General features: G+C 58.5%; 18 protein-coding genes. 8 read left to right on the forward strand and 10 right to left on the reverse strand.

Translation table 11 applies throughout. The annotated features are described in order from the left end of the window. Nucleotides 1-57 precede the first annotated feature (57 nt). From ABY44_RS22815 to mdlC, 6 genes are all read right to left on the reverse strand, one after another. Nucleotides 58-1,203: an alpha-hydroxy-acid oxidizing protein gene (locus tag ABY44_RS22815; RefSeq protein WP_081072586.1), complete on the reverse strand. Its 1,146-nt coding sequence runs from the start codon at nucleotides 1,201-1,203 to the stop codon at nucleotides 58-60. Nucleotides 1,204-1,327: 124 nt separating this feature from the next. Further along, the gene (locus tag ABY44_RS22820) at nucleotides 1,328-2,500 is read right to left on the reverse strand and encodes a 4-hydroxybenzoate 3-monooxygenase (RefSeq protein ID WP_060173463.1); all 1,173 of its coding nucleotides are present in this window, start codon (nucleotides 2,498-2,500) and stop codon (nucleotides 1,328-1,330) included. Between the two features lie 114 nt (nucleotides 2,501-2,614). Next, the gene (locus tag ABY44_RS22825) at nucleotides 2,615-3,961 is read right to left on the reverse strand and encodes an MFS transporter (protein WP_431642233.1); all 1,347 of its coding nucleotides are present in this window, start codon (nucleotides 3,959-3,961) and stop codon (nucleotides 2,615-2,617) included. Then, entirely contained in the window at nucleotides 3,958-4,083 is a 126-nt protein-coding gene (locus ABY44_RS22830) for a hypothetical protein (protein WP_269113174.1), read from the reverse strand. Before ABY44_RS22830 ends, ABY44_RS22825 begins: the two co-directional genes overlap by 4 nt. Before the next feature lie 141 nt (nucleotides 4,084-4,224). Continuing rightward, complete coding sequence (locus ABY44_RS22835) at nucleotides 4,225-5,676, reverse strand: aldehyde dehydrogenase (protein WP_060173464.1); 1,452 nt, start codon at nucleotides 5,674-5,676, stop codon at nucleotides 4,225-4,227. A gap of 54 nt (nucleotides 5,677-5,730) precedes the next feature. Further along, on the reverse strand, nucleotides 5,731-7,320 hold the full coding sequence (gene mdlC, locus ABY44_RS22840) for a benzoylformate decarboxylase (protein WP_060173465.1): 1,590 nt from the start codon (nucleotides 7,318-7,320) through the stop codon (nucleotides 5,731-5,733). 311 nt (nucleotides 7,321-7,631) lie between these two features. Here mdlC and ABY44_RS22845 point away from each other — a divergent pair, with 311 nt between their 5' ends. The 4 genes from ABY44_RS22845 (at nucleotide 7,632) to ABY44_RS22860 (ending at nucleotide 11,342) form a co-directional block, all read left to right on the forward strand. Beyond that, nucleotides 7,632-8,561, forward strand: coding sequence for a LysR family transcriptional regulator (locus ABY44_RS22845; RefSeq protein WP_060173526.1), 930 nt, complete (start codon nucleotides 7,632-7,634; stop codon nucleotides 8,559-8,561). Between the two features lie 304 nt (nucleotides 8,562-8,865). Beyond that, the gene (locus ABY44_RS22850) at nucleotides 8,866-10,218 is read left to right on the forward strand and encodes a tyrosine-type recombinase/integrase (RefSeq protein ID WP_081075845.1); all 1,353 of its coding nucleotides are present in this window, start codon (nucleotides 8,866-8,868) and stop codon (nucleotides 10,216-10,218) included. A gap of 73 nt (nucleotides 10,219-10,291) precedes the next feature. Continuing rightward, on the forward strand, nucleotides 10,292-10,486 hold the full coding sequence (locus ABY44_RS22855; protein WP_431642254.1) for a KTSC domain-containing protein: 195 nt from the start codon (nucleotides 10,292-10,294) through the stop codon (nucleotides 10,484-10,486). A gap of 55 nt (nucleotides 10,487-10,541) precedes the next feature. Next, on the forward strand, nucleotides 10,542-11,342 hold the full coding sequence (locus ABY44_RS22860; RefSeq protein WP_431642237.1) for a TIGR02391 family protein: 801 nt from the start codon (nucleotides 10,542-10,544) through the stop codon (nucleotides 11,340-11,342). Nucleotides 11,343-11,924: 582 nt separating this feature from the next. On the opposite strand, the gene ABY44_RS22865 is transcribed toward ABY44_RS22860, so the two are convergent. From ABY44_RS22865 to ABY44_RS22880, 4 genes are all read right to left on the reverse strand, one after another. Further along, nucleotides 11,925-15,566 carry a DEAD/DEAH box helicase gene (locus ABY44_RS22865; protein WP_431642240.1) on the reverse strand — a complete coding sequence of 1,214 codons (3,642 nt, stop codon included), beginning with the start codon at nucleotides 15,564-15,566 and terminating at the stop codon, nucleotides 11,925-11,927. Continuing rightward, complete coding sequence (locus tag ABY44_RS22870) at nucleotides 15,566-16,531, reverse strand: hypothetical protein (RefSeq protein WP_431642243.1); 966 nt, start codon at nucleotides 16,529-16,531, stop codon at nucleotides 15,566-15,568. The genes ABY44_RS22865 and ABY44_RS22870 overlap by 1 nt, the downstream gene beginning before the upstream one ends. A 149-nt stretch (nucleotides 16,532-16,680) precedes the next feature. Further along, on the reverse strand, nucleotides 16,681-19,236 hold the full coding sequence (locus ABY44_RS22875; RefSeq protein ID WP_125331787.1) for a DEAD/DEAH box helicase: 2,556 nt from the start codon (nucleotides 19,234-19,236) through the stop codon (nucleotides 16,681-16,683). After that, nucleotides 19,229-20,206 (reverse strand): HamA C-terminal domain-containing protein, encoded by a 978-nt coding sequence (locus ABY44_RS22880; protein ID WP_125331785.1) that lies wholly within the window; start codon nucleotides 20,204-20,206, stop codon nucleotides 19,229-19,231. The genes ABY44_RS22875 and ABY44_RS22880 overlap by 8 nt, the downstream gene beginning before the upstream one ends. A 691-nt stretch (nucleotides 20,207-20,897) precedes the next feature. Between ABY44_RS22880 and ABY44_RS22885 the strand changes: the two genes are divergently transcribed. The 4 genes from ABY44_RS22885 (at nucleotide 20,898) to ABY44_RS22900 (ending at nucleotide 23,995) form a co-directional block, all read left to right on the forward strand. Further along, a complete protein-coding gene (locus ABY44_RS22885) occupies nucleotides 20,898-21,662 on the forward strand; it encodes a hypothetical protein (RefSeq protein WP_227746305.1) in 765 nt (254 codons plus the stop codon). 117 nt (nucleotides 21,663-21,779) lie between these two features. Next, complete coding sequence (locus tag ABY44_RS22890; RefSeq protein WP_124676057.1) at nucleotides 21,780-22,745, forward strand: DUF932 domain-containing protein; 966 nt, start codon at nucleotides 21,780-21,782, stop codon at nucleotides 22,743-22,745. A gap of 72 nt (nucleotides 22,746-22,817) precedes the next feature. Beyond that, on the forward strand, nucleotides 22,818-23,810 hold the full coding sequence (locus ABY44_RS22895; RefSeq protein ID WP_060061527.1) for a YqaJ viral recombinase family protein: 993 nt from the start codon (nucleotides 22,818-22,820) through the stop codon (nucleotides 23,808-23,810). A gap of 11 nt (nucleotides 23,811-23,821) precedes the next feature. Next, nucleotides 23,822-23,995 (forward strand): hypothetical protein, encoded by a 174-nt coding sequence (locus tag ABY44_RS22900; RefSeq protein ID WP_185723438.1) that lies wholly within the window; start codon nucleotides 23,822-23,824, stop codon nucleotides 23,993-23,995. The last annotated feature ends 136 nt before the right edge of the window (nucleotides 23,996-24,131 follow it).

Raw genomic sequence — 24,131 nt, forward strand, 5'->3', positions numbered from 1 at the left:
CGGGAGCGTCACCCCGAACAATTGCGCATCCAGAATCCGCCGTCAATGCGCAGTTGCCTATGACGGCCGCTTCGAAACATAGCTGCGATCGAGCTCGCCCACCGAGCGACAACCGATGAGGGCGAGCGTCCGGTCAGTTTCCCGTTTGATCATGTCGATGACGTCGCTCACGCCGGTTTCCCCTCTGGCAGCCAGCCCGTACAAGGTGGCCCGCCCCAGCATCACGGCGTGGGCCCCCAGCGCGACCGCCTTGACGACGTCGGTCCCCGTCCGGATGCCGCTGTCGAGAATGACCGTCGTGCCTGAGGTGCGCTCGACGATATCCGGCAGCACGTCGGCCGTCGCGGGCAGGTCGGCGAGTTGCCTGCCGCCGTGGTTCGAAACGATGACGCCGTCCGCGCCGAGCGCGACACAACGCGCGGCATCGTCGGCCGTCACGATGCCCTTGACGAGGAGCTTGCCCGGCCATTCGTCCCGCAAACGGCGCAGGTCGTCCCAACTGAAGCTCGCATCCATCTGCCGGCGAAGAATCGCCGCCTGGGAGGCGGTGTCCGATGCATCGTCCGTGGCGAAATTCTTCAACTCCGGCATGCCGTTCATCAGATAGGACCAAAGCCAGCGCGGGTGCGACAGTCCGTCGACGGCCGCACGTGCACTTGCCTTGAACGGCATGGCAAAGCCATTGCGAAGATCGCGTCGGCGAAAGCCGTTCACCGCGACATCGGCGGTGAGGATCAAGGTCGAATAGCGAGCCGAACGGGCACGATTGACCAGACTCTTCGCGAGGTTGCGATGAACGACGTACAGTTGAAACCACAGGTCTCCGTCGGCCCCTTTTGCCACCTCTTCGATGGACATGTTGGAAGCCGTCGATAGCGCAAACGGAATACCGGCCTTGCCCGCTGCGCGCGCAAGTGCGAGGTCGCCCTTCGGCCAGAACGCGCTATTGAGGCCCGTCGGCGCGATCACCAGCGGTAATGGAATCAGCCGCCCGAAAAGCGGCACCGACTGCTCTCGCGTGCTGACATCCGACAGCCGGCGCGGCAACAACTGCAGCCTGTCGAACGCCGAACGGTTATGCGTCAATCCCGATTCGTCGTCTGCCGCGCCTTCCAGATAGTCGAACACCATGCGTGGCAACCGCCGTCTGGCTTCGTCACGATAGTCGCTGACGGAGAAAATGCCGGGAAATCCTGTTGTCATGATCGGGGTACTGTCAGAGTAAATCGTGATGCGAAAAGCACGAGACGCGCTGCACGCCGGTTTCGCACGTCTCCCTCGGTCATTCGAGGCGGAAGACGACCGGGTAACGACGCAAAGTCGAAAGCTAGACGACAACGCTCCCAACATAGTTTTCCGCCATGGACCTCGCCGCAGTCTCGGACGTAGTCACATGCTCGAGCTCGGCAACCTGCAACTGCTGTTCGAACGGCGAGGCATCGTCGAGACGATGCATCATGCGGGTCATCCAGTAGGAGAAATGCTCGGCGCGCCAGATCCGTTTCAGCGCAAGCTCGCTGTACGAAGCGAGTTGCGCTTCATCGCCGGTCCGGTAATACGCGTCGAGTCCACTGCTCAGGATTCGTACGTCGGAGACTGCCAGGTTGAGACCTTTTGCTCCGGTAGGAGGAACGATATGAGCGGCGTCGCCGGCAAGAAACAGTCGGCCGTGCTGCATCGTTGTCGAGACGAAGCTCCTCATGCCGACGATATTCTTCTGAAAGATCTTCCCGTCGACAACGCACTGACCATCGGCGGAGTCGACGCGTGCGTGCATTTCGGCCCAGATCCGATCGTCGGACCAGTTGTCGACCGAATCTTTCGGGTCGCACTGGAAATACATGCGCTGGACCGTCGGCGAACGGGTACTGACCAATGCAAAACCGCGATCATGACGTGCATAGATCAGCTCGTCTGCGGACGGCGCACCTTCGACCAGAATGCCGAACCAACCGAACGGATAGACGCGCTCGAAATCGCGGCGAACGCTCTCGGGAATCGCCGAACGGGACACCCCTTGCGAACCGTCGCATCCGATCACGAAATCACAGTCCAGCGTATGTGATTGCCCTCGATGCACGAACCGTATCGACGGGGCCGACGTGTCGATGTTGTGAATCGAGACATCCGCGACGCCAAACAGGATAGAGCCGCCTGCAGCAACCCGCGCCGCCACCAGATCCTTGATGACTTCGTGTTGCGCATAGACGGTGATGGCCCGCCCGGTCAACGCCTTGAGGTCGATGCGCCGCCGCTTTCCGTCGAAGGCGAGCTCAAAGCCGTGATGCAACGCTCCTTCTGCCTTCATACGCTCACCGACACCGGACGCTTCAAGCAGGTCCATCGTCCCCTGCTCGAGTACACCCGCCCTGATCGTCGATTCGATCTGCTCGCGTCGGCGGGTTTCGAGCACGACAGACTCGATACCTTTCAGATGCAAAAGATGAGAAAGAAGGAGGCCGGCAGGACCGGCGCCAATAATGCCTACTTGAGTGCGCATGCTATCTCCAACTGAAGGTACTGTCGGACGTTTTCCGTCATTCGGTTCAACATGAGCGACATCGTTACGTGCTCTGCGCGGAGCGCGTGACAAACGTCGCCCTCGACACTGATCTCAAGCGCCCTTGATGGGCGGAATATGACGACGCACGATCATCAGGCAGATAAAAACCATCGCCATCGCGGCACCCAGCATGCCCAGGTACGCAGACGCTCCGCCCTGCGTGATCACGAAGGCCCCCGCGAACGCGCTGAGAATCGCGCCGAGCCGCCCAAACGCGAGCGCGGATGCGGTCCCGGTCGCGCGAATCTCGGTGGGATAGACGTACGCGCAAAGGGCATACATCGTCGACTGAACCGCATTCACGAAGAGGCCGTGCAACCCGATTCCGAACACGAGCAACGTCGTGTGGGCAGAGACGTCGAGACCGCGCAGAAAAAGTGCGCTCGCGGACGCCATCAGGCAACATACGAGCAAAGGCCAGCGCGACCCGAACCGACCGATCGCCACTGCGCAGCCCATTGCGCCCAGTACGCCGCCGAGGTTGTAGGCGGTAAGACCTGAACCCGCCACCGAAGCGCTGAGTCCCTCGCCTGCCAGCATCGTCGGCAGCCAGCTGAATGCGCTGTAGACCGCGACGAGGTTCATGAAGAAAGCGACCCAGATTGCGAGCGTGTCGCGGCCTTGATGGTCCGCGAACAACGCGCGAAAGCCTGGGCGCTGCCCCGCTTTCTGCTCCTTCTGATCGGCGAATACGGCGTGCGGCTGAATCGAGCGGGACATGCGGGACAGCAGGTGACGCAGTTCATTCCAGCGTTCCTGATGACGCACAAGATAACGCGGCGATTCCGGCATGACGAAATACAGCAGGAGCGCCAGTGCGACGGGAAGCGTGCCGCCAATCAGAAAGAGCCCGCGCCAGCCGTAATGCGGAAGCACGACACTCGCGAATAGCCCCGCAAGCATGCCCCCAAGCGGTACGCAAACGATGGTTGCGGTCACCGCGAGCGTCCGCCGGCGAGCCGGCGTAAATTCCGCCGTCATGGTCGTCGCGCTCGGCAGTGCGCCGCCGATACCCAGTCCCGCGAAGAAGCGCAGGACGGCAATGGTCATCACGTCCGGCGACAGCGCAATCGAACTCGTCGCCAAGCCGAATACCAGCACGCTGCCGATGATTGCCCAGCGCCGACCGAACCTGTCCGCGAACAGCCCGGCGAACGCGCTCCCTATACCCATGCCGACGAGGCCGGCCGCAACGGCGGGCGCAAATGCGTTGCGCGTGATGCCCCATTCCTTGATCAAGCTGGGAATGGCGAACCCGATGAGCTGCCCATCGAAGCCATCCATCACGATCGCAAGCGCGGCGAGCAGGACGACCGTTCGCTGGAACGCCGAGAACGGTCCGTCATCGAGGGCACGGCCGATGTCTATGGTCAGCAGAGGTGGATTACGATCGTTCATTTCGCTCTCCCGGCCAGAGCGGCGAAGTCTGAATCGCAGTCCTGCGTAATTCGTTTTCCGACGCGACGGTCGGACTCGAACCGGGTGCGATCGAGCGACGACTCGAAATTGATGACGGGCATTGCAGTCTCCTTAAGCCGGTCGCTCGTCGTTTCAGGAGCGAAGGCGTCTCAACGATATCGGGTTGTTATTGTGTTCGTGCCCACCATCCGGAAGCCCATCGCGTCCATGGTGAGAAACACGTGCCATGACCGCGGCAACGATCAGAACGGATAGTGACGAGGCGTCGTTTGCACGGTGATCCAGCGCAAATCCGTAAATTCCGCGATCCCGGCCTTGCCGCCGAAATGCCCGAAACCACTGGACTTCATCCCGCCAAACGGCATCTGCGCCTCGTCGTGAACCGTCGGGCCATTGACGTGGCAAAGCCCGGACTCGATACGCTTCGCGACCGTCAACGCCCGCGCGACGTCACGGCTGAAGACTGCCGCCGACAGGCCATATTCGTTGTCGTTGGCACAGGCGATGGCCTCTTCGTCGCCATTGACGCGAACGATCGCCTTGACAGGCCCGAACGACTCCTCCCGGTAGATATGCATGTCCGCCGTCACGTGATCGAGCAACGTGGCCGGCATGAGCGTGGTCTCGGATTTCCCTCCGCATACCAGGGTCGCACCTTTCGCCAGCGCGTCGTCGATCAGGTCGTTGCATCTCCTGACCGTCGCCATGTCCACGACGGAGCCGAGCACGGTCGGCCCCTTTCTCGGATCGCCAAGCGGCAGGCTCCGTGCCTTTTCCGCCAGTCGCGCGACGAATTCATCGGCGATCTTCGTGTCGACGACGATGCGTTCAGTCGACATGCAGATCTGGCCGGAATTGGCGAACGCCCCGAATGCCGCGCCTTGAACCGCCGCTTCGATATCGGCATCGTGAAGCACCAGAAACGGCGCCTTTCCGCCGAGTTCGAGTACCGAAGGCTTCAGATATTTCGCGCACTGGGTCGCGACGATGCGGCCGACGCGCGTCGAACCCGTGAAGTTCACCCGCCTGACCGTCGGTTCGGCAATGATCGCTTCGACGATGTCGCCCGCATTCGCCGGCGCGTTCGTGACGAAGTTCACGACACCGCGTGGCAGTCCGGCGTCCTGTAACGCTTCGATGATGAGGCCGTGGGTCGCGGGGCAGGTTTCGGAACCTTTGAGCACGACGGTATTGCCGCACGCCAGCGGCAACGCGATGGCACGCACGCCGAGGATGACGGGCGCGTTCCACGGTGCGATCCCGAGCACGACGCCGGCGGCCTGCCTCACGCCGAGCGCAAGACTGCCCGGCACGTCCGACGGAATCACCTCGCCGGAGATCTGCGTGATCATCGCGGCCGCTTCGCGCAGCCCGTCGGCCGCAAGCTTGACGTTGAAATCCGCCCACAGGCGGGACGCGCCCGTTTCGGTTGCCATTGCCAGCGCGAAAGCGTCGCCTTTTTCTTCGAGCGCATCCGCGGCCCGATTCAGTAGAGCACGTCGCTCGCCGGGGCCCATCGCCGACCATGCGGGAAACGCGGCGGCCGCCGCATGCACCGCCGCTTGTGCATCGGCGACAGTCGCGGCCGGCGCCGTAGAGGCAACCGTGTCATCGAGCGGGTTACGGCGCTCGAATGTCGCGCCATCGCGAGCCATCGCACGCTCGCCGTTGATCAACATCGTTACCTGATTCATTACCGTCTCCTGGAATATTCTTGAAAACCGGCCTGCCGAATCACCGACTCGCGGTCAGGCCACGACAATTTCGACGACGCGTGTTTTTCCCGAAGACAACGCGTCTTCCAGCGCGGGCTTCAGCGACAGCGCGTCGCTCACTCGAACGCCTTCGCACCCCATGCTGTTGGCCAGGGAAACGAAATCCAGCCCTGGCAGGTCGGTGCCCTGTACCGGATCCGACGCGGCGAAGCCGAACACGGGCGCGAATTCCTGCAAGGCAGCGTAGCGCGAGTTATTCAGGATCACGAATGTGATTGGAAGATCGAGCTGGACCGCGCTATAGATCGCTTGCGGCGAATACATCGCCGAGCCGTCGCCGATGAGGCCGATCACGCGGCTGCCGGGTCTGGCCAAGGCGACGCCCACCGCGGCGGGCATGCCGTAGCCCAGACCGCCGCTTGCCATCGTGTAGAACGTCTGACTGCGCGTGAACGGCAGATAACGTTGCATGACGGGGCGCGAACTGGGCGCCTCCTCGACCACGATATCGGCTGCGTTGCGGACTTCGGACAGCGTCTGCAGCGCATAAGCGACCGACATCACTGCCGTGGGCTCGGCTCGCTCGACCGCCTCGCGCGGCGCCGGCAGGGGCCGGCCTCGCGGTGCCGGCCGGGCGAGCAGGTCCACCAGCCCCAGGCGAATGTTCGCCACCACCGACGTGCCGACCGGGGTCCAGGCAGCGGTAGCCGGATCGTCGATGAGCTGGTACAACGCCGCGCCATCGGGCACATGCGGGCCACTGCCTTCGACGTGATACGCAAAAGCCGGCGCCCCGACGACGAAGATCAGGTCATGCCCGTTCAGCGTCCGAACGATTTTTTCGCGCATCGCCGGCAGGAAGCCGGCGAAAAGTCGATGATCTTCAGGGAAGCTGCAGCGTGACGACATCGGCGCAACATAAACCCGCGCGTTGTGGCGCTCGGCCAGCTGGATGGCCTCGCTCCACGCATCGGCACGATCGAGTTCCGCGCCGACGACGAGGGCCGGCCGTTCGCAGTCGTCCAGCGCGTCGCCGATCTCCGCGATCCGTACCGGATCAGGGCGGAACCGGGTGCTGATCCGGGTCGCCTCGACGAAGTCGGCCGGCTGATCCCAGTCGTCGACCGGAACGGACACGAACACCGGACCACGCGGCTCCTGCATCGCCACGTGGTAAGCACGGGCGAGGGCCAGCGGAACATCCGCGGCACGAGCCGGTTCAATGCTCCATTTCACATAGGGCCGCGGCAGCTCGGTGGCTTGCGATGCCGACAGAAACGGATCGAACGGCAGAATCGAACGGGCCTGCTGGCCGGCCGTGATGATCAGGGGCGTCCGGTTCTTGAAAGCCGTGAAGACGTTGCCCATCGCGTTACCGACACCGGCTGCCGAATGCAGGTTGACCAGCGCGGCATTGCCGGTGGCTTGGGCATACCCGTCCGCCATACCGACCACCACTGCTTCCTGCAATCCGAGCACGTACCGGAAGTCCTGCGGGAAGTCGCGGAACATCGGTAGCTCGGTCGAGCCGGGATTGGCAAACACGGACGTCAATTCGAGGCGCCGCATCAAGTCCACGACGGCATCGCGAACGGTCGGCTGCCCACTTGTATTTCGTTGCATCTCGAATCCTCTGCGGTTCGCCACTCAGGCTGGCGGTGATGGGATGAGCCGCAGTATGGGATTCGGCACCCTGTTTGAAAATTGCCAAAAAAGCTCAAAGTCATTACATTTTGGCATGCGTCTATCGGAATGCCGGATCGGCCAATTCCGCCCGGATGCCTTGTCGGAAAAGGCTGTTCGCCGTCATCGGGGGCTCGGCGGTGGCCGCAATGAGCGGGCACCGCGAGCCCTTGCAGGGAAGACCCCTAGCTGGCGCCGGGCGCCCCGGAATCTCGTTCGCCCCTTCCCCTCTTTCAATCTGGTTCGACACGATGAGTTTCAATCTGCAGCAGTTGATGATGTTCACCACGATCGTCTCCGCAGGTAGCCTGGGACGAGCCGCGGCCATGCTGAACATGACCCAGCCGGCGCTGAGCAGATCGATCAAGCGGCTCGAGGAGTCCGTCGGGGGGGCGCTTTTCGAGCGTCACACCAAGGGGATGCAGCTGACCGCGCTGGGCGAAGCATTGATGCCGCATGCGATCTCGCTGCAAAGGGAAGCCGAACAGGCGCGCGAGGAACTGGACGCGATGCGCGGCCTGGCGAAAGGCGTGATCAAGGTCGGCGCGGTGGGCAGCATAGCGAGCCTCGTCTTGCCGATGGCCATCGCGTGTGTGCTGGAGAAATGGCCCAATCTGCGCGTCGAGGTGATCGAAGGCGTGTGGGATCGTCTCGTCGAGGGCCTGCTCGCTTATGAAATCGACCTGGCGCTTTGCACATCGGGAATCGAAACCGAGGATGTCGCTGCGATCTCCGATTGTTCATGGACCGACAGGAGTTTCGTGGTCGCGGCACTCGATCATCCGTTGCGGGCGAAGCGCGGCCTTCGACTCGACGACACATTGACACAACGGTGGGCACTCACGCCCAAGGGAACCGGACCTTATGCCCACATGCAGGAAACCTTCAGGGCCCGCGGCCTGCCAATGCCGGCCATCGCGGTCGAGACCCGTTCGGTCACCGTGCTCAAAAGCCTCGTAGCGCGATGTGGCTTTGTCTCGTGGATGGCCGAACCGATGTACGACACCGAAAGCAAAGCGGGCGTCATCGACGCCCTGGATATCGAAGGCCTGGATGCGCAACGCACCCTGACGGCATTCCGGCGCCGGCGAGGCACGCTACCCGCGCCCGCCGTCAAGCTGCTGGACGAATTGCGTCACCTGACGGGGTCTTTGCGCAAGGAAGGGCAAAGCCTGTCTTGATGGCCGTGAATCGGGCGTGCCCGCGAGTCGTGCGTTTTGGCATGACACAACGCACACCCGGCCTTGTTCAATGGAAATCAGCCATAAATCATTGAACCAATTGATTTTATAAGAACAACCAAGCATCAAACATCCGGATCCGGAATCCGAGTGTTTATAAATTCCTCGGGATAGATCGATGTCGACGCATGCTCCAAGAAGCCTATCCCACAAGGATTCTGCGGGAAATTCTCGAATTTTTAGATTGACTGACATGGATCGATTTCCGTAGCATTTGCCTACACGACGCCTACATGGACGGTAAATGACCAAGCAAAACTTCACGGTCGCCCGAGTCGAGGGATTCGAGTGCGAGCCCGGCAAGCAGCAAACGATCTATTGGGATGCGAAAGCTCCCGGCCTCGGACTTCGCGTCACGGCCGCAGGCGCACGATCCTACATCTTCGAGTCACGTCTGTTCGGCAAAACGGTTCGCCTAACCATCGGGAATATCCGGACCTGGGATTTGGGCCGGGCACGCACCGAAGCCGCCCGGCTCAAGACGTTGGTCGACGACGGTAAAGATCCGCGCGAATTGCGGGCGGAACAGCAAGCTGCCCACGAAGCCCGACAAGTTGAAGCGCGACGTCGAGACGTGACTTTCAGCGAAGCCTGGGACCAGTACGTGGAAGTTCGGAAGCCGTTTTGGAGCGAGCGGAGCTATAGCGACCATCTGCAACACTCCCAGGTGGGTGGGCTCCCCAAAAAACGCGGAAGAGGAACAACGCGCCCTGGTGCACTAGCTGAGCTTCGCCCGCTGAAAATGTCCGAATTGACCAGCAACCGGATCTCAAATTGGTTGACCTCGCAGTCCGCACATCGCCCCACGGTGACAGCACATTCGTTCAGGTTGTTGAGAGGATTCATTCGTTGGGCGGAAGACACCCCTCCGTACCAAGGGATTACCCCATCCGGCGTCTACAAGATGCGAGAGGTCCGTGACGTCATTCCTCGGGTAAAGCCCAAGGAAGGTGATTCGTTACAACGCGAACAGCTCCATGCTTGGTTTCAGGAGGTTCGAAAGATCGAAAATCCAATTCGGAGCACCTACCTGCAAGGCTTGCTGATCACAGGTGCCCGACGTGAGGAATGGGCTGCGTTGCGCTGGGAGGATGTCGACTTCCGTTGGCGAAGCCTCCAGCTCGACGACAAGATCGAGGGAACCGGTGGCCGCATCATCCCCCTCACTCCATACTTGGCCAGCCTCCTGCTCGAACTGAAACGCTCGAGCGAAAGTCCACCTAACAAAAGGCAGGCGGCACGCCTCGCCAAACAGGGAAAGGACTGGAAGCCGTCCGAATGGGTATTCGCGAGCAAGAGGTCCGAAGACGGCAAGATCGCGGATCCCCGCGACGCACATGTCAAGGCATTGGCTTCAGCCGAACTGCCTCACGTAACACTGCACGGTTTGCGGCGGTCCTTCGGTACGCTCTCGGAATGGGTCGAAGTTCCGGTCGGCGTCGTTGCCCAGATTCAAGGACACAAACCGTCTGCGATCGCCGAGAAGCATTATCGGCGACGACCCCTGGACCTTCTTCGCATGTGGCATGACAAAATCGAGTGCTGGATCTTGGAACAGGCGCAGATCAGGTTCGAGCCATCCGAAAACGGGAGATGAAGTATGCTACCCCCGATAGCAAAACAGATCGGGGCCCATACAGCCCCACCGAAAGTCGGGGGTAGCAATGGAAATGATTCCAGTGAGATCAAGCGCTATTCGCGCAGTGGGCTACGACCAGGGCAGCATGCGCATGAGAATACTTTTCACGCAAGGGCATAGTTACGATTTCTGTCGAGTTCCAGCTGATGTCTACAGGGGATTAATGAGCGCGCCCTCGATGGGTAGTTACTACAACAACGTTATCAAGGACAGGTTTCACTGTTAGCCTTGCTGCCTATCAGCGCCTCAACCGCTCGACAGAAAAAAGCAGGAAAAACAGCATGGCCATGTTCACACAAGGGCAACTCGAAGCCATTGCCGATGCACTCGGCGATACGACAGAGGGTCTCACCGGCACGGAGATAGGCTACCTGATCCAGTCATGCCAAATGAGCGAACCAACCAATCCGCCCAACAAGCGCACCAGGATCTATAACGCCTTTGCCCAAAGCCAGAATGAGCGGCAAGAACGAACGCGGATCCTGGGATTCATTCGCAAAGCGATGAATCCCGCGCGGCACAGCCGCGAGCCCCATCGTTACGAGCCTATGCGAGCAAACGTCAACCGAGCACTTTCGTTCGCCGGGCTCAAGGTGACTGACGCTGGTGAGCTTCAAGAAGTCGAACCTGCCACCACGCTATCCGAGGCTGAGAAACGGGCACGCGAACTCCGATCGGATCTCGAAATCCGCAACGTACACCCGGACGTCTTGCGCTTCTGCAGCGAGGAACTACTTGTTGACGACTATTTCCATGCGGTTCAAGAAGCCGTCAAAAGCGTCGCCGATAAAATACGTCAAAAGACGGGGCTGACGGATGATGGCTCAACACTGGTCGATCGAGCACTTGGCGGCGATCTGCCTCTTCTGGCCATCAATGCTCGCAAGACATCGAGTGAGCGCAGCGAACAAAGTGGCCTCGCAAGCCTGATCAAGGGTGCATTTAGCATGTTTCGCAACCCGTCGGCCCACGAGGCGAGAATCCATTGGCTGATGACAAAAGCCGACGCGGAAGACCTGCTGACCCTGGTATCGTTGATCCATCGGCGACTGGATCGCGGTCATATGCCGCCGCGCGTTTAATCAAATCAGCGCTATCTCACAGGCCACTCGCGTTCGTCACGGTGTATGTCGTGACGTCGAACTCTGCCATGTCACCGCCAGCCGGCAATCTCGTGCGAGCCCCGGCGGGGTTCAAATATGACCGCCAATCCGTTATCAGAAAAGCATTCTCGCCCTACGAGGAAATAGTTGCCCCCAAAGTTGCCCCTACACTCGCGCCACTGCAATGAACTCGAGATCTAGCAGGCGATACTATCCAATTCGCATTCGCTGCCTCAATCGAACGTCGCACATCCACAACACCATGCGTACTCACAAGTACGATGGTAGTTGACGGATCTCACTGACTTGTTAATCGGCCGACAAGGAATAGAAACACCCGTGTCGTGCCTGTATCGTCGCTAAATACAGAGCGATCAAGCTGAAACCAGATGACAAGTTCTTGGCATACCTTTGCTTTCACGACAGGCGGCCTCGCGCTTAGCGTCGATCATCCCACGGACGAACTGACAAAGATCGCGGACCACAAAGATCCACGAATGTGGATCCATTGCCACTATGTGGTGGTCAACACCCATAAATCCAACCAATCCAGCGTCCGCCTCAGGTAGGTCTGAACAAGCGCCTCACCGTCGGTTCGGCACCGCCAGTGATCAACTCGAAATCATTGCGGGAAGCTCGCGTTCCAACTCGCGCCACGGGGTGGCTAATCGCAAGCTCGAATCCAGCTGGGTCAAGCCAAGCTGTCCTGTCGCCCCGCTGTACCGGGATAACGGCATAGCGCCCGCGCGCACCGGTCGTGCCGGTCAGCGCAGCCCGTATCTGGGGCGCGGCGGCGGCGGCATCCTCGGCATGCGCTAGAGACTCCTGCCAGCGCAGGAACAATTGCGGGTGAATTCGGTCCTCGCTCGTAGGATTGCCCTGTGCCTCGTTTAACCAGACGTCGAATTCCCCGCGCCTCGCACTGGCCGCCTCACGCGTCGGGGCTAGGCCTTGCGCTAAGCAGAAAGCCACAAATGGATCATGTGTGCCCCATCGCAACAGCTCGCGCGCCCAGAACCCTATCCAGGGAAGGCCAGTAGTGATCTTCCAATCTGCCAGGCTTGGCAGCGTCAGCTCGTCCTCTGCACCATCGCTCCATGCCTCCGCGACGACCGCTCCGATAGCTACGCCCAGGCGGAACTCTAGGTTGTCGGAGACGAAGCGCTGCCAAGCCCGAAGCTCGCTGGGGGATGGGCCCTCAACGCCTGGCTCGTTCATCCACCAGCCAAGTACATCACGCCACCGTTCCAAAAGTGCCTCGTCAGTGTCGGTACGACGGACTCGAAAGCCAAATCCGCGGTCCCCAGAAACCAAGTTCCCTAGCGCTTCGAATAGGTCGATTCTCGCCGTTGGGTCGGCTGAGCCGTATCCATCCGCTGCGGTGAGCAGCTCACGCATTTGTCGCGCTGCCGCCCTAAAACGCCGACCAACCACCGGCGGCAGGCCATACTGATAAAGGCGGCGGCGTTCATCCGGATCCGGATAAATGTGTTCAATGATGCCGGCGCCTCGGCGCACGAACGCATGTTCCAGCCAAGCCTCCTGCGCGGTCGCCACCGCGCTGAAAGTCGTTCGCCAAAGCGCCTCGAGCTTCGCTTCAGCACGGGCACGCGTCATGGTTTCATCATCGATACGCGCAATCTCTTCGAGCGAGGTGAGCAGAATCGTATCCAATTCATCCATTGCGTCAGCCAACCTAGCTTCGCCGCTGCTCTCGCCTCTACCTGCCTCCGGACTGACGACCGTCGGCGCTGTCGCCTCGAGCCAGTTGAGGAATACGGCCGGCACAACACTTAGAAGTCGGTGGGCCTGATCCCTAATACTGTTAAGCAGGAGTGCGAGTGGGCTGTGCACCTCGTCGGCATCCCTTTCCTCGATTACCAAAGATGCGCGCAACCGGTCATAATCCTCATGCAATTCCGCACGCTGCCGGCGTTGGGTCGCCCTTCCTGCTGCAGCTGTCGTGGAAATCTGAGTCGGAAGTGCGATAAGGGTCATGCCTTCGATGCCGCGGGCCGCGCCGGGACGCCCGGCGCGGCCCGCGAGGTTCCGAAACTCCGCGGTGGTGAGCGGTGCGACTACTTGCTGCTCCTCGACTGGATCCCAGGACCGACGCTTGAGTGATGTTAAAAAAATGAGATCGAAAGGTAGATTGACCCCTTCGGTGAGAGTCGCAGTGGCAACAGTGATCGGACAGACTTTCCGATCGATGAGCTCGACCATAAGGCGACGCAAGCGCTGCGGCATTTGTCCGTGACTGGTGGCGATGCCATGATCAAGCAGGAAGAGTTCATACGAGTCGGCGCCACAGTAGTCTAAACAGGCCGCCCGAGCCTCATCGAAGCGTACCCGGAGCGAACCTTCGGGCGGTTGAAACCGCACCACGCCCCTCCAGTCCGCCCGCTCGAGAGCTTCCTTGTACCACCGCATCGTCTGTTCAGGCTCTTGCGCTACCGAGATGAGGACACGTTGATCGTCGTCGGCGAGGTGCAAGGCGGTCCAAAGGACACTCAGGCAATTGAAGCGATTGAGGCTATTTCGCCACGATGCAGGTAGCTGCGGCATAGCACCAATCTGCAGGCGGAGATAGACCGGATCCTCCTCGCCACGCAGGTACAGGGGCAACCCGTTCATCAGGTCGAGCAATATCCGCCCTTGGGCATTGGGTGCAGTTTCAAGTACGCCGATGATCTGGCGTGTACTGCGGTAACGCCCACCCACCGGATTGGCGTCGAGCCGACCTTCGACCCAACGCGCGACGGGAACCGCGGCGCCACCAGCTACAGCCGTGAGTGCGATCCGAACGACGTCTGGGCGCTGCAAAAGTATACGAGACACAAGCCCTTCGAGGCGGAGCGATCGATTGCTATGGTCGGAAAAGCTCAGCAATGTGGCCTTGTTCGCCTCCGGGACCACTTGATGCGCCTCGTCGATAATGAGGAGACTCAAACGGGCCAACAGCATGTGCCCAAGGTAGCGCATTAGCGCCTCCGCCTTCTCGACGGTGACGATCAGCACGACGGGACTTTCACTGGTAAGCCAAAAGTCGGTGATCCCCCAATCCGCGCCACCATAGAGACCAGTGACCCTGATGTCTCGACCAAGTTCTGAGGTCAACTTTGCCTCAACTTCACCGGCAAGGGCCCGGGAGGGCACGATATAGAGCGCCAATGGTCCGAGCAAGTTGCCATGCTCCCGCAGCAGTAGTTCCTTGATGAGGGCGAGGTTCGCAACCAACGTCTTCCCTGAGCCCGTGGGTGTACAAAGCGCGAAGGAGCTTTCTTCGAGGAGGCGTTGAATGCCACGCTGTTGGGAGGTCCAGAGGATACCGCGGCCACGGCTGAATTGGTCACGAGCGTAAGCTAGAAGCCGTGAACTCCTCTCAGGCCGCAGGGCGCTGAGCGCCCGTAGCGGTCGATAGATAGTAGCCTCGACGAAACTGTCGGCGACAGCCCGCATGATTGCAATAACCATCGAAGCATCGTCACTGAATGTGCGGGTCGCCATGGCATCGAGCGCGTGGAGCTTGTCCATCGCGACAGCAAGGCGCTCGTCATCTCCTCGGCGGAGACAGTCAGCGATCAGCCCGAGACTTCTAACCAACTCTACGCTGAAGGCCCAGGCAACCGTTGGGGGCGCTTCACCGTTAGCCACCTCACCCCGCATGGCAGCGAACAGCATCGCACTGGCGTCGGCGGACGTAAGATTGGGGTTACGGCTCCAGAACGCAGCAGCGCTGCGCAATACACTATCGAAGTCCGCTCTTAGAAATGCACCGTATAACCGAACGCCGTGGTAGTCCGCACTAACTTGTGACAATAGCCCGGATGCCATTGCCGGCAGCCCCCCTAGCTGATAAGCCCCTGCGGCCAACAGCTCGATCGGAACCACGCTCCGGACGTTGTCAGCCGCGCGCGAAAGCCACTCTAGGATTTCGCCGGTTCGGCGATAACAGTCAATCGCACGCAGTGACGTCTGACCTTCAATGGAGCGGAAGATGTGCGCCGCGTGCAAAAGCCGGCGCGCGTCAGCAAGCTGACCTGCGGAATCGCGCTCGGTCCACAGGATGGCCGGCACCTGCCAGCTCGCTTGCAGGCAACGGACGTAATTTTTTGCTTGAGTCCGGCTCAGTTGGTTCTCGATGGCGAGTTCGCGTCGTACGCGCTCTGCGGCCTCGAGTCGGTCTTGGTCTCGTTCTGGCATCAGGCGTCCTGCCACAGGGTGGCGTAGAGTTCATCGATAAGCTCATCACCGCCCTCGAGGATGATCTCCACAACCTGGAGGTCATGAGGTGCCATGTAGTCTTGCGGCACCTCTTCCCAAGGAATCAGGCAAGTCAAAGCCTCGCGTCGTTTCGCCCCATTCCCAACAATAAGCACCAAGTTCGTTCGACCCGGCAATGGGCCCTGGCCGAGCACCGCGCGATCGATCGACAAGATGGCATTGGCATACCCATCGGGGTCTCGGTGCTCCAACAGTTTTTGCAACTGTCGCAAGCCGTGCGGGATTGGTGTATCCCGGTTCACCTCGAACCAGATGCCTCGTCCGTTGTGTACCTTTTCGCCCGTGTCTTCGTCTTTCTCCTTCGGACCGAAGAGCAAGCTTTCTACAACGGAAGCAGTCAGTGACGTGCGCCATTTGGCCTCACCAGCAATCACGCGTACGACCTCGCCCTGAGCGTTGAGGGAAATGCCGATGAAGTCAGAACCATGACGGCCATAGATCTCGCGTGTGCGAGTCGGATCAAATCGGAGCGCCCACAGGTACTTCTCGACGTCGTCATGCTCGCGGAACAGAAAGATCGGCACGCACCAGATGTGACCGCCAACGAACTCGCTTTGATAGGCCTCCGTGACCAAACCGGCAACCACTTCGCCAAAAAGGCCGCGATGGGCTTTCAGGGGTAAGCAGTTTGGATAGTTGACTGGAAGCGGCCCACCCGCTGCGTCCGGATGGAGCGAAATCCCGATCTGCGCGTGGAAATATTCGCGCGCATCGAGATGAGCGGACTCGAAGTACGGCCGCAGCGCGTCAATGAGGTCTTGGTCGATGCCCCCTTTCTGCTCCAGAAGCAGGTGCCCGTAGTTTTTTTCCACGGTCCCATAGGGTTCGAGCCATTGATCCAAGGCGCCGGTGGGCGGAGGACACGTGTGCATCGATTCAGCCATATGCAGCCTTTTTCTAGTACAGAAGATAGAGCAATGCTAGGACTCTGTTCCTGGCAGCCATGCACGCAATCCCGATTAAGATTCTCGACATCCACAAACGTCTAAGGAACCGTAGCTACCGTCACTTACTAGGCAGGATGTCACGCATCTTAAGCTCGGTAGAGACCGAACTTCTGAAGCTCTGCGAGAACAAGGCGCGGCAGTGTCTGAAGCTCTTTGTTCATAGAACGCAACCGGTGCCGCAGTGCTGCCGCAGATTGGGGTGCCCGGTGGGCCGACGGAAATAGACGACTAAGCTCCTTCGCCGCCACTCGCGACAAACCGAGACTCATCGCCTGAATCATGACAGGGTTAGATGCACCCAGCTCAAGGAAAAGTGGAATGGGCGGAATTTCCGACGCCGCATCGATTCCTCGTTGGGCAAGTGCATACTGGAGTATATTGATATAACACCCCAAATATTTTACGTAGTGAAATCTCAAAAATTTATCGATGCTTTTCAGTGTTTCACGAATTATTTTTCCAGAATTAACAGGCTTTCCATCATCACCATCTTTTTTCTTGATCTCGTGATCGATCTGCATTTGGATGATGTTTTTTAATCCTGTCCCATTCATCCAAAGAAGGGAAAACCACCCAAAAAAATTCTCTAGCTTGTTATCCACACCTTCGAGATGTATTCGCGAAAAACGCATAATCTCAGTGATACGCTCTTTTGCGCCTTCCCTCAAAGGATGATGAGGAATAAGATGACGATATCGACCACGCCTCAATGAATCATCAAAAAAATCAAATAATGCCTGCTGACGGATAGGAGAGATCAAATTGTTCTTGGAGATGACCTCAATCGGAAGAGTCACCCGATCAAGTTTTTCAAAGATTACCCGCTTCACTTCACTAACGTCTAGTGCGCCATCGCCGAATGTTGCTCGCTTAATCGTCTCATCGAAGCGACCTAGTTTTGCGTCGATAAAAAGTCTGCAAAAAACACTCTCAACAAACTGATAGTCCTCATCGCCAGATGGATGATTCGAATCACGCGCATAATCCACGATCTCGCTTTGCCTGGATTTTAGGGCATGAGATAACGAAGACACAACCTCTCGTCGCTCGCTCTCTTCGACAGGCCGTGATTCCCAATCCTCGTACTCGATCAAAAAGACGTTTCCATGCGTATCCTTCTGCATACGTCCGGCTCTGCCGGCAAGGTTCCAGAAATCAATTCCGTTGATTGGCTTTCCCTTTCCCTTGGTTGGCTTGTGCAGGAAGATATTTCGAGCCGGCAGGTTGACACCTTGCAACAAAGTCGACGTACAAACCAGGTATGGGAGTTTGTTTTCGCGAAAATATTGCTCGACTGCGGAGGAAATGGCAGACGGCATATGGCCATAGTGATATCCAACCCCACTCAAGACCGACTTCACGAGCGCATACTCTGGATGCACATGCTCAGCGACAAATTCAGACAGAATCTCAAGGTCAGCAGTAGCTGTCACCGTCTCCGCTCTATGGCCAGAAATAGCTAAGGCGATCCGCTCCGCCGAATCCGCTCCTCCGGCATATACGAGGCTTTGTCCACCCCCACCGAGTTCTATCGCGGCGTCTACCAGACGTTTATGTTTGGCCGAGAATTTACGTTTTGCCTTGTAAGCCCCAATCTCCAGTGGTTCAAGGCCGGGACGGTGCAATTTTAGAGATATTTCTCTGACTCTAGCCTGAAATTTAACATAAATGAGATTCTGCCTTACTGGCTTTAGATCGCTCTGAATAGCTAGCAGATGCTTCAAACCGAGAAGCCCATTCATAGACGCCGCGGATTTCGAATGCGGCGTGATAAAAAGCAACCGGACGTCTGGTGAGCGACGGATTGCCTCCTCCAAACAGTTGAGCAGTAGCATACCGCGCGCGTCGTCAGCGATCTGCTGTGCTTCATCGACGATGATGATCGCGGGCTCGAGATCAGACCGATCAAGCGCTGTCCTCAGGCGTTCCTGAGTGAAAACAAGGACACGTGATTGGGCATGGTTGAGCTCATCATCAATAACAGGCACACTGGACACGGTCACACTGTCGCCCAGCGATACTAGCGACTTTCCTAGTGATGCGGATACCTCTTGAATCAGTGAGCGTGTTGGGACAAGGTAGACGATGTCTTGAAATCCATCATACGACTCTAACGCATCAAGGATGAACGCTTGGAGAACGAACGATTTTCCTGCTGACGTAGGCGCAGATACACTCAGATAGCGGTTACTTTTCAATCCACGCCAGATGTCCGCCTGAAAATCTGTGAGCACCCGCTGCTGCCCCATCACCTCAATTGTATTATCTACTTTTCGAAGTTCTTCATCGAGTTGCAGAGTCCACGGAAGTGCCTTGTTCGTTGCTTCTGGAAGCAAAAAATCGGCTGCAGGGAAATTGCCCAGCGTTGCAAGGACATGGCTGCAAACCTCTCTCTGCTCTGCTGTCAGTCGCAATGATGCCAGCGCATATGCAATGTCCTGAGCGAGCATCCAGTTCTTTGTATCGCTGGCCTGCGCCAGAATCAGTGCTGACCGAGCCAATTTTCCGACGGTCTCAATGCTTAAATGGACTTCCTTCCCGATTACATCGGAAAGACTCGCTTGCTGAAGTGCTTCATATGCAATTTTGAATCGTGGTGTTTGAGCTACGCGGGCCGCTAACAAGTTTCCGAAGTTACTCACAGAGTGCCCTCTCGAATTTTGTCCGAAAATCGTCAACCGAAGGAATCGGGAACATGAAGAGATCAACGCTTGCCAAGGCAATACCTCCTTTCGAAAGCTTCGAGGACGCCTTCTGGATCGCATCTTTGACAACCGATTCGTACAGTTGCCTAAACTTCTCTTCCGCCTCATCCAACCTCAACGAAGCCACTTGATTGTATTGCTTAGCATCAAATCCCAAGAGAATTGCGAAGCGTTCGAGCCGTTGATTTCCCTCTTCTGTTTCGAATGGATTCAAGAATTTTAGCAGGTGTTCCTTTATACGACTCGGAAATCCATCAAGATCGATATGATGCGACGTCAACAAGAGCTCATGATCGTAGCGACCGTTAACGTTATTCACGAAATCTTCGAGCGAAGCAGCTGCATCCGCCACTGCACTGTCAAATGTTTTGTGAAATTTTGACTCTCCGAAAACAGTAACCAACGTATTTCTTTCATCATCCCAGAATGCATGAACCCCATCAGTTCCGTGGACTGGCATGTTTGCACTTGTTTTCAAGCGCATCTTCGACAGAACAATCGGTGCATTCAAGAAATGTTCGATAAGAACGAATAAAAGCAGCTCGCCCCCCTCTCCCGACCTTGAATGGTTCTGACGCACGCTCATGAATAATTTTCTGGCGCTCCGGGCCAGCCTATCCATTGCGGGTGAATCATACGGAAGATTCTTGTCAGCGAGTTTCGCCTTCCGCCGCTCCTCCTTCGCGATGCAGAACGCAGTAATTTCCCCCATAAGCATCTCAACGAGCGGCCCGACGGTTGGCTTTCCGTTTCGAAAGGCTGGATAGAGGAAATATGCGTTAAGTTCGACATCGTCACCAGCGTCGACGGTCAGACGTCGGATACGCTCGTCAACCAAGTGCCGACCGACTAAGCGACGGATATGCTTTGCTACTTCACTACCTGACACGGATGGCTTTTTATTCATGTTTTCGTTCTATATTTCTCGTGAGGAAGCTACACGTAGTCATTGCTAGCCCCGCATCCACATATCTTCCCCGCAAAGTTCCCCGCGGCCTCTAGATGCATCCCCACGCTTCTGCGACGATTCCCTTACCCCAACATAGCGCGATGATGTGTGATGTCCGGTGCTTGGTTAAACAGTCTACCAATCTACTCGGCGGAGAACCTTTGCATCATGGATTTCCCTTTGCTTCGCTCACACTGCCGATTACTCACCATCAAGCGGAACGGCAGGATCGTACAAGTGAACACCGCGTCACACGAAACACGTCAGTGCCGTGACTGGTTCACGAAGAACCGTTCTATTGACATCACATGAGATATCGGCAGCACGAGTCAATTTCTTAAACTGAAAAATGACATGCGGTGTCCTCGATCCCTTTCCGAGAATCATATCAATCCTACCTCAAAGACACCTAGACGTGCGGCCAGACACACTACTGTTTATTTGAACAGGTCAAATGAAAGCAAATTTATGTCCTGAGACAAGGGAAACTCTCGTTGACATTTGTCCTTTCGATCTGCAGTACAAGTCTACTGATCTCGTGGAAGCCTAATCCAGATTTTTTCAATGACATATCACCTCCACGAGCATGGCTACCTACGGCCGCTCCGCTTCGGCAATCCCGCCGGGGCGCACTTCGCTCGGAGGTTTCATGTACCCCAGCAATCTTCATATCGTTACGATCGCAACGGCATTTGCGCTCGTTGTGGTCGTTATCCTGATCGTCTGGCGACAACGTTCCAAACCAATGCCGCCGACCACACCCCCAGCCAGTTCTGTGGCGCCTGCGCTCGCAGCTTCACCACCGCGATACGCTGCGGATGACGAATGGGAAGCTCAGGCACCCTACCCTGACCATGCTTTGCATGCGATCCGGGCAAACGAGTGGGCGTCACGACACGCACCTCGTCTCGAGACACGCTATCGGTCGCGCAATCACTTCACGTTCGACGATGCGGATCCATTCGGACTCGACGAACCGCCCTCTTTTCATCGGCCCGATCAACGATCCGCGGCCGATGCCGACTTCTTCTCCTACGCGCCGCCGAATGCCCATGACTTGGCAACGTCGGCATCGAGCGATGCTGCACAACGTTGCCCGCACTGCAACTCATCGCGCGTCGACACGCTGAACATCGGTCGCAAAGCCGGCAGCACGATCGGTAGCGTCGCGGGTGCGACGAGCGGTATGGCCATGGCATTTTCCGGCGCCGAGGCTGGCGCCGCCGTCGGCGCGATTGGCGGACCACTCGGCTCGGTTTTCGGTGGCCTCGCCGGAGCTGTAATCGCTGGCCTACTTGGCAGCGCGGCCGGCTGCGCTGCCGGATCTGCTGTCGGCGCAGCCATCGACGAGAACGTCCTCGATAACTATCGGTGCATGTCGTGCGGTCACACCTTCAGCACGCAGCCCGACTGATCTTCGCAATCGCCGTTCTTATCCAGCCGCTCCGGCTCTTTCGTCCCTCCCTTTCCATTCCACGACTGCCTGGCCCTCACCAGGCGTTACGCCTTCTCTATTTCCACGGAGTTCAGCATGCACCTCGTCCAAACCATGGCTTACGTCGGCCAAGAGCCGTGGCACGGTCTCGGCAACAAACTCGCCCCCCAACAACCCATCGAAGTCTGGGCCGATCACGCCGGCATGAACTGGACGATCGAATCGTCCGAAGTCCGCTACGTTTCCGGCTCCTCCGGCATCGGCTCGATCCACGCCTTTCCCGACCAGAAAGTGCTTTATCGGTCGGACACCAAGGCCCCGTTGTCCGTCGTCTCCGCACGCTACCAGGTCGTCCAGCCCCGCGAGATCCTGGAGTTCTATCGGGATCTGACGGAAGTCGGCGGTTTCGAGCTCGAAACGGCGGGCGTGCTCAAGGAAGGTCGCAAGTTCTGGGCACTCGCCAAAACCGGCCAGTCGGGCTCGCTCAAGGGCAAGGATCACGTCAAGGGCTACCTGCTGCTAGCCACCGCGTGCGACGGCACGCTTGCCACGACCGCGCAGTTCACATCGGTCCGGGTCGTCTGCAACAACACGCTGGCAATCGCACTCGGTGACGGCACGGGCGTCGTCAAGGTGCCGCACCGCTCCCAGTTCGATGCAGCCGCGGTAAAACGTCAGCTCGGTATCGCAGTGTCGTCGTGGGATGCATTCATGGTCCGCACCAAGGCAATGGCCGAACGCAAGGTAACCGATTCGGCTGCCGACGCCTTCTTCCGGCGGGTGTTGACCTACACCGTTACGAATCCCGGCGAGCGCGACGGGATGACCGTCAACGAGCGCGCGGTCCGTGCGGTCGGCGAACTCTATGCCGGGCGTGGCAAAGGCGCGCAGTTGCCCTCCGCGTCCGGTACGGCGTGGGGGTTGCTCAACAGCATCACCGAGTATGTCGATCATCATCGCCGCGCCCGCAGCGACGACCATCGTCGCGATGCCGCATGGTTCGGGCAAGGCGCGCTCATCAAGCAAAAGGCCTGGGACGAAGCGCTCAAACTCGTCGTCTAGCACTCGTCCCGTATTCACTCATCTCGGCCCGGTCAGGTTCGCCTGCCGGGCCGTTCTGTTTCTGGAGGTTTTATGAGCATTCCATCCAGTCGCGTCCGATCGCGACGACCTGCATTAAAGCTCGTCCGAACGGACGAGCTATCGCGCGAGGACTGGCTCGCAGTTCGACGCACCGGCATTGGCGGATCGGACGCCGCCGCCGCCGTCGGATTGAATCCCTATATGAGTCCGCTCGAGCTGTGGCTCGACAAGACCGGTCGCGCGGACGGTCTACCCGGGCCCGATCCGGACGACACGAATTCTCCGACCTACTGGGGCACGCTGCTCGAACCCATTGTTGCCGCGTCCTACACGAAGCAGACCGGCAATCGGGTTCGACGCGTCAATGCCGTGCTGCGTCATCCGACGATCCCTTTCATGCTCGCCAACCTCGACCGGGAGATCGTTGGCGTGCCCGACGTCCAGATTCTCGAATGTAAGACAGCGGGAGAGTTCGGGGCCCGGCTCTGGCGGGAAGGCGTGCCCGAGTACGTACAAATTCAGGTTCAGCATCAGCTTGCAGTAACAGGCAAATCTGCTGCACACGTCGCCGTCCTGTTGTGCGGCCAGGCACTGGAAGTTCATCGGATCGAACGGGACGAGGCATTGATCAAGCGGCTGGTCGAACTCGAAGCCCGTTTCTGGCGTTTCGTGGAGAGCGATACGCCACCGCCCGCCGACGGATCGGAGTCGGCCGACCGCGCCCTACGCCATCTGTATCCCGGCAACGGCGAAACGATCGATTTCAGCGGTGATCGTCACCTGTCTTCCGTGTTTGCCGATCTGGTCGCCGTACGGACCGAGATCGAGACGCGCCAGCAGCTCGAGGCGCAGTTCAAGCAAGCAATCCAGGAAGCCATGGGTGATGCCACGCGCGCCCTGTTCGAAACCGGTTCGGTCTCGTTCAAGCGCAGCAAGGATTCGTCATCGATCGATCTGGAGCGGCTACTGGCCGATCACCCCTCGCTCGAACAGCAATACGCCATCTCGAAACTCGGTTCTCGGCGCTTCCTTATTTCCACCTGACCCGACCGGCCATGACAAATCTCGAATGTCTCACCGACATCATGACTTTTTCACGATATGGCGCGCTTGCCCAGCCGTTCGTCATGGACGCGCTCAGCAAGCATGCCGAGTGGGTTGCGACGGTGCCACTCGACCAGTTGCAAGCGCAATTCGGCGTTCACCCGATGATCAGCGTTCAAGCCTAGCAAGGCGTCCCGCGCGAGATCCACGACAAGCTCGAAGCACATTTCGCTCGGTAGCCAGTGCGGCAACTCGAAATCGCATCCCTCCACTTTACCTATTCAGCTTAGAGGCCATCATGCTCAAAGGTCTTGCTATCAC

This window comes from Burkholderia sp. ZZQ-2, assembly GCF_050768715.1.
Classification (GTDB): domain Bacteria; phylum Pseudomonadota; class Gammaproteobacteria; order Burkholderiales; family Burkholderiaceae; genus Burkholderia; species Burkholderia cepacia.

Coding starts and splice junctions, on each gene's coding strand:
- ABY44_RS22815 (WP_081072586.1), bottom strand. CDS start 1,203: ATGACAACAGGATTTCCCGGCATTTTCTCCGTCAGCGACTATCGTGAC.
- ABY44_RS22820 (WP_060173463.1), bottom strand. CDS start 2,500: ATGCGCACTCAAGTAGGCATTATTGGCGCCGGTCCTGCCGGCCTCCTT.
- ABY44_RS22825 (WP_431642233.1), bottom strand. CDS start 3,961: ATGAACGATCGTAATCCACCTCTGCTGACCATAGACATCGGCCGTGCC.
- ABY44_RS22830 (WP_269113174.1), bottom strand. CDS start 4,083: ATGCCCGTCATCAATTTCGAGTCGTCGCTCGATCGCACCCGGTTCGAG.
- ABY44_RS22835 (WP_060173464.1), bottom strand. CDS start 5,676: ATGAATCAGGTAACGATGTTGATCAACGGCGAGCGTGCGATGGCTCGC.
- mdlC (WP_060173465.1), bottom strand. CDS start 7,320: ATGCAACGAAATACAAGTGGGCAGCCGACCGTTCGCGATGCCGTCGTG.
- ABY44_RS22845 (WP_060173526.1), top strand. CDS start 7,632: ATGAGTTTCAATCTGCAGCAGTTGATGATGTTCACCACGATCGTCTCC.
- ABY44_RS22850 (WP_081075845.1), top strand. CDS start 8,866: ATGACCAAGCAAAACTTCACGGTCGCCCGAGTCGAGGGATTCGAGTGC.
- ABY44_RS22855 (WP_431642254.1), top strand. CDS start 10,292: ATGATTCCAGTGAGATCAAGCGCTATTCGCGCAGTGGGCTACGACCAG.
- ABY44_RS22860 (WP_431642237.1), top strand. CDS start 10,542: ATGGCCATGTTCACACAAGGGCAACTCGAAGCCATTGCCGATGCACTC.
- ABY44_RS22865 (WP_431642240.1), bottom strand. CDS start 15,566: ATGCCAGAACGAGACCAAGACCGACTCGAGGCCGCAGAGCGCGTACGA.
- ABY44_RS22870 (WP_431642243.1), bottom strand. CDS start 16,531: ATGGCTGAATCGATGCACACGTGTCCTCCGCCCACCGGCGCCTTGGAT.
- ABY44_RS22880 (WP_125331785.1), bottom strand. CDS start 20,206: ATGAATAAAAAGCCATCCGTGTCAGGTAGTGAAGTAGCAAAGCATATC.
- ABY44_RS22885 (WP_227746305.1), top strand. CDS start 20,898: ATGTACCCCAGCAATCTTCATATCGTTACGATCGCAACGGCATTTGCG.
- ABY44_RS22890 (WP_124676057.1), top strand. CDS start 21,780: ATGCACCTCGTCCAAACCATGGCTTACGTCGGCCAAGAGCCGTGGCAC.
- ABY44_RS22895 (WP_060061527.1), top strand. CDS start 22,818: ATGAGCATTCCATCCAGTCGCGTCCGATCGCGACGACCTGCATTAAAG.
- ABY44_RS22900 (WP_185723438.1), top strand. CDS start 23,822: ATGACAAATCTCGAATGTCTCACCGACATCATGACTTTTTCACGATAT.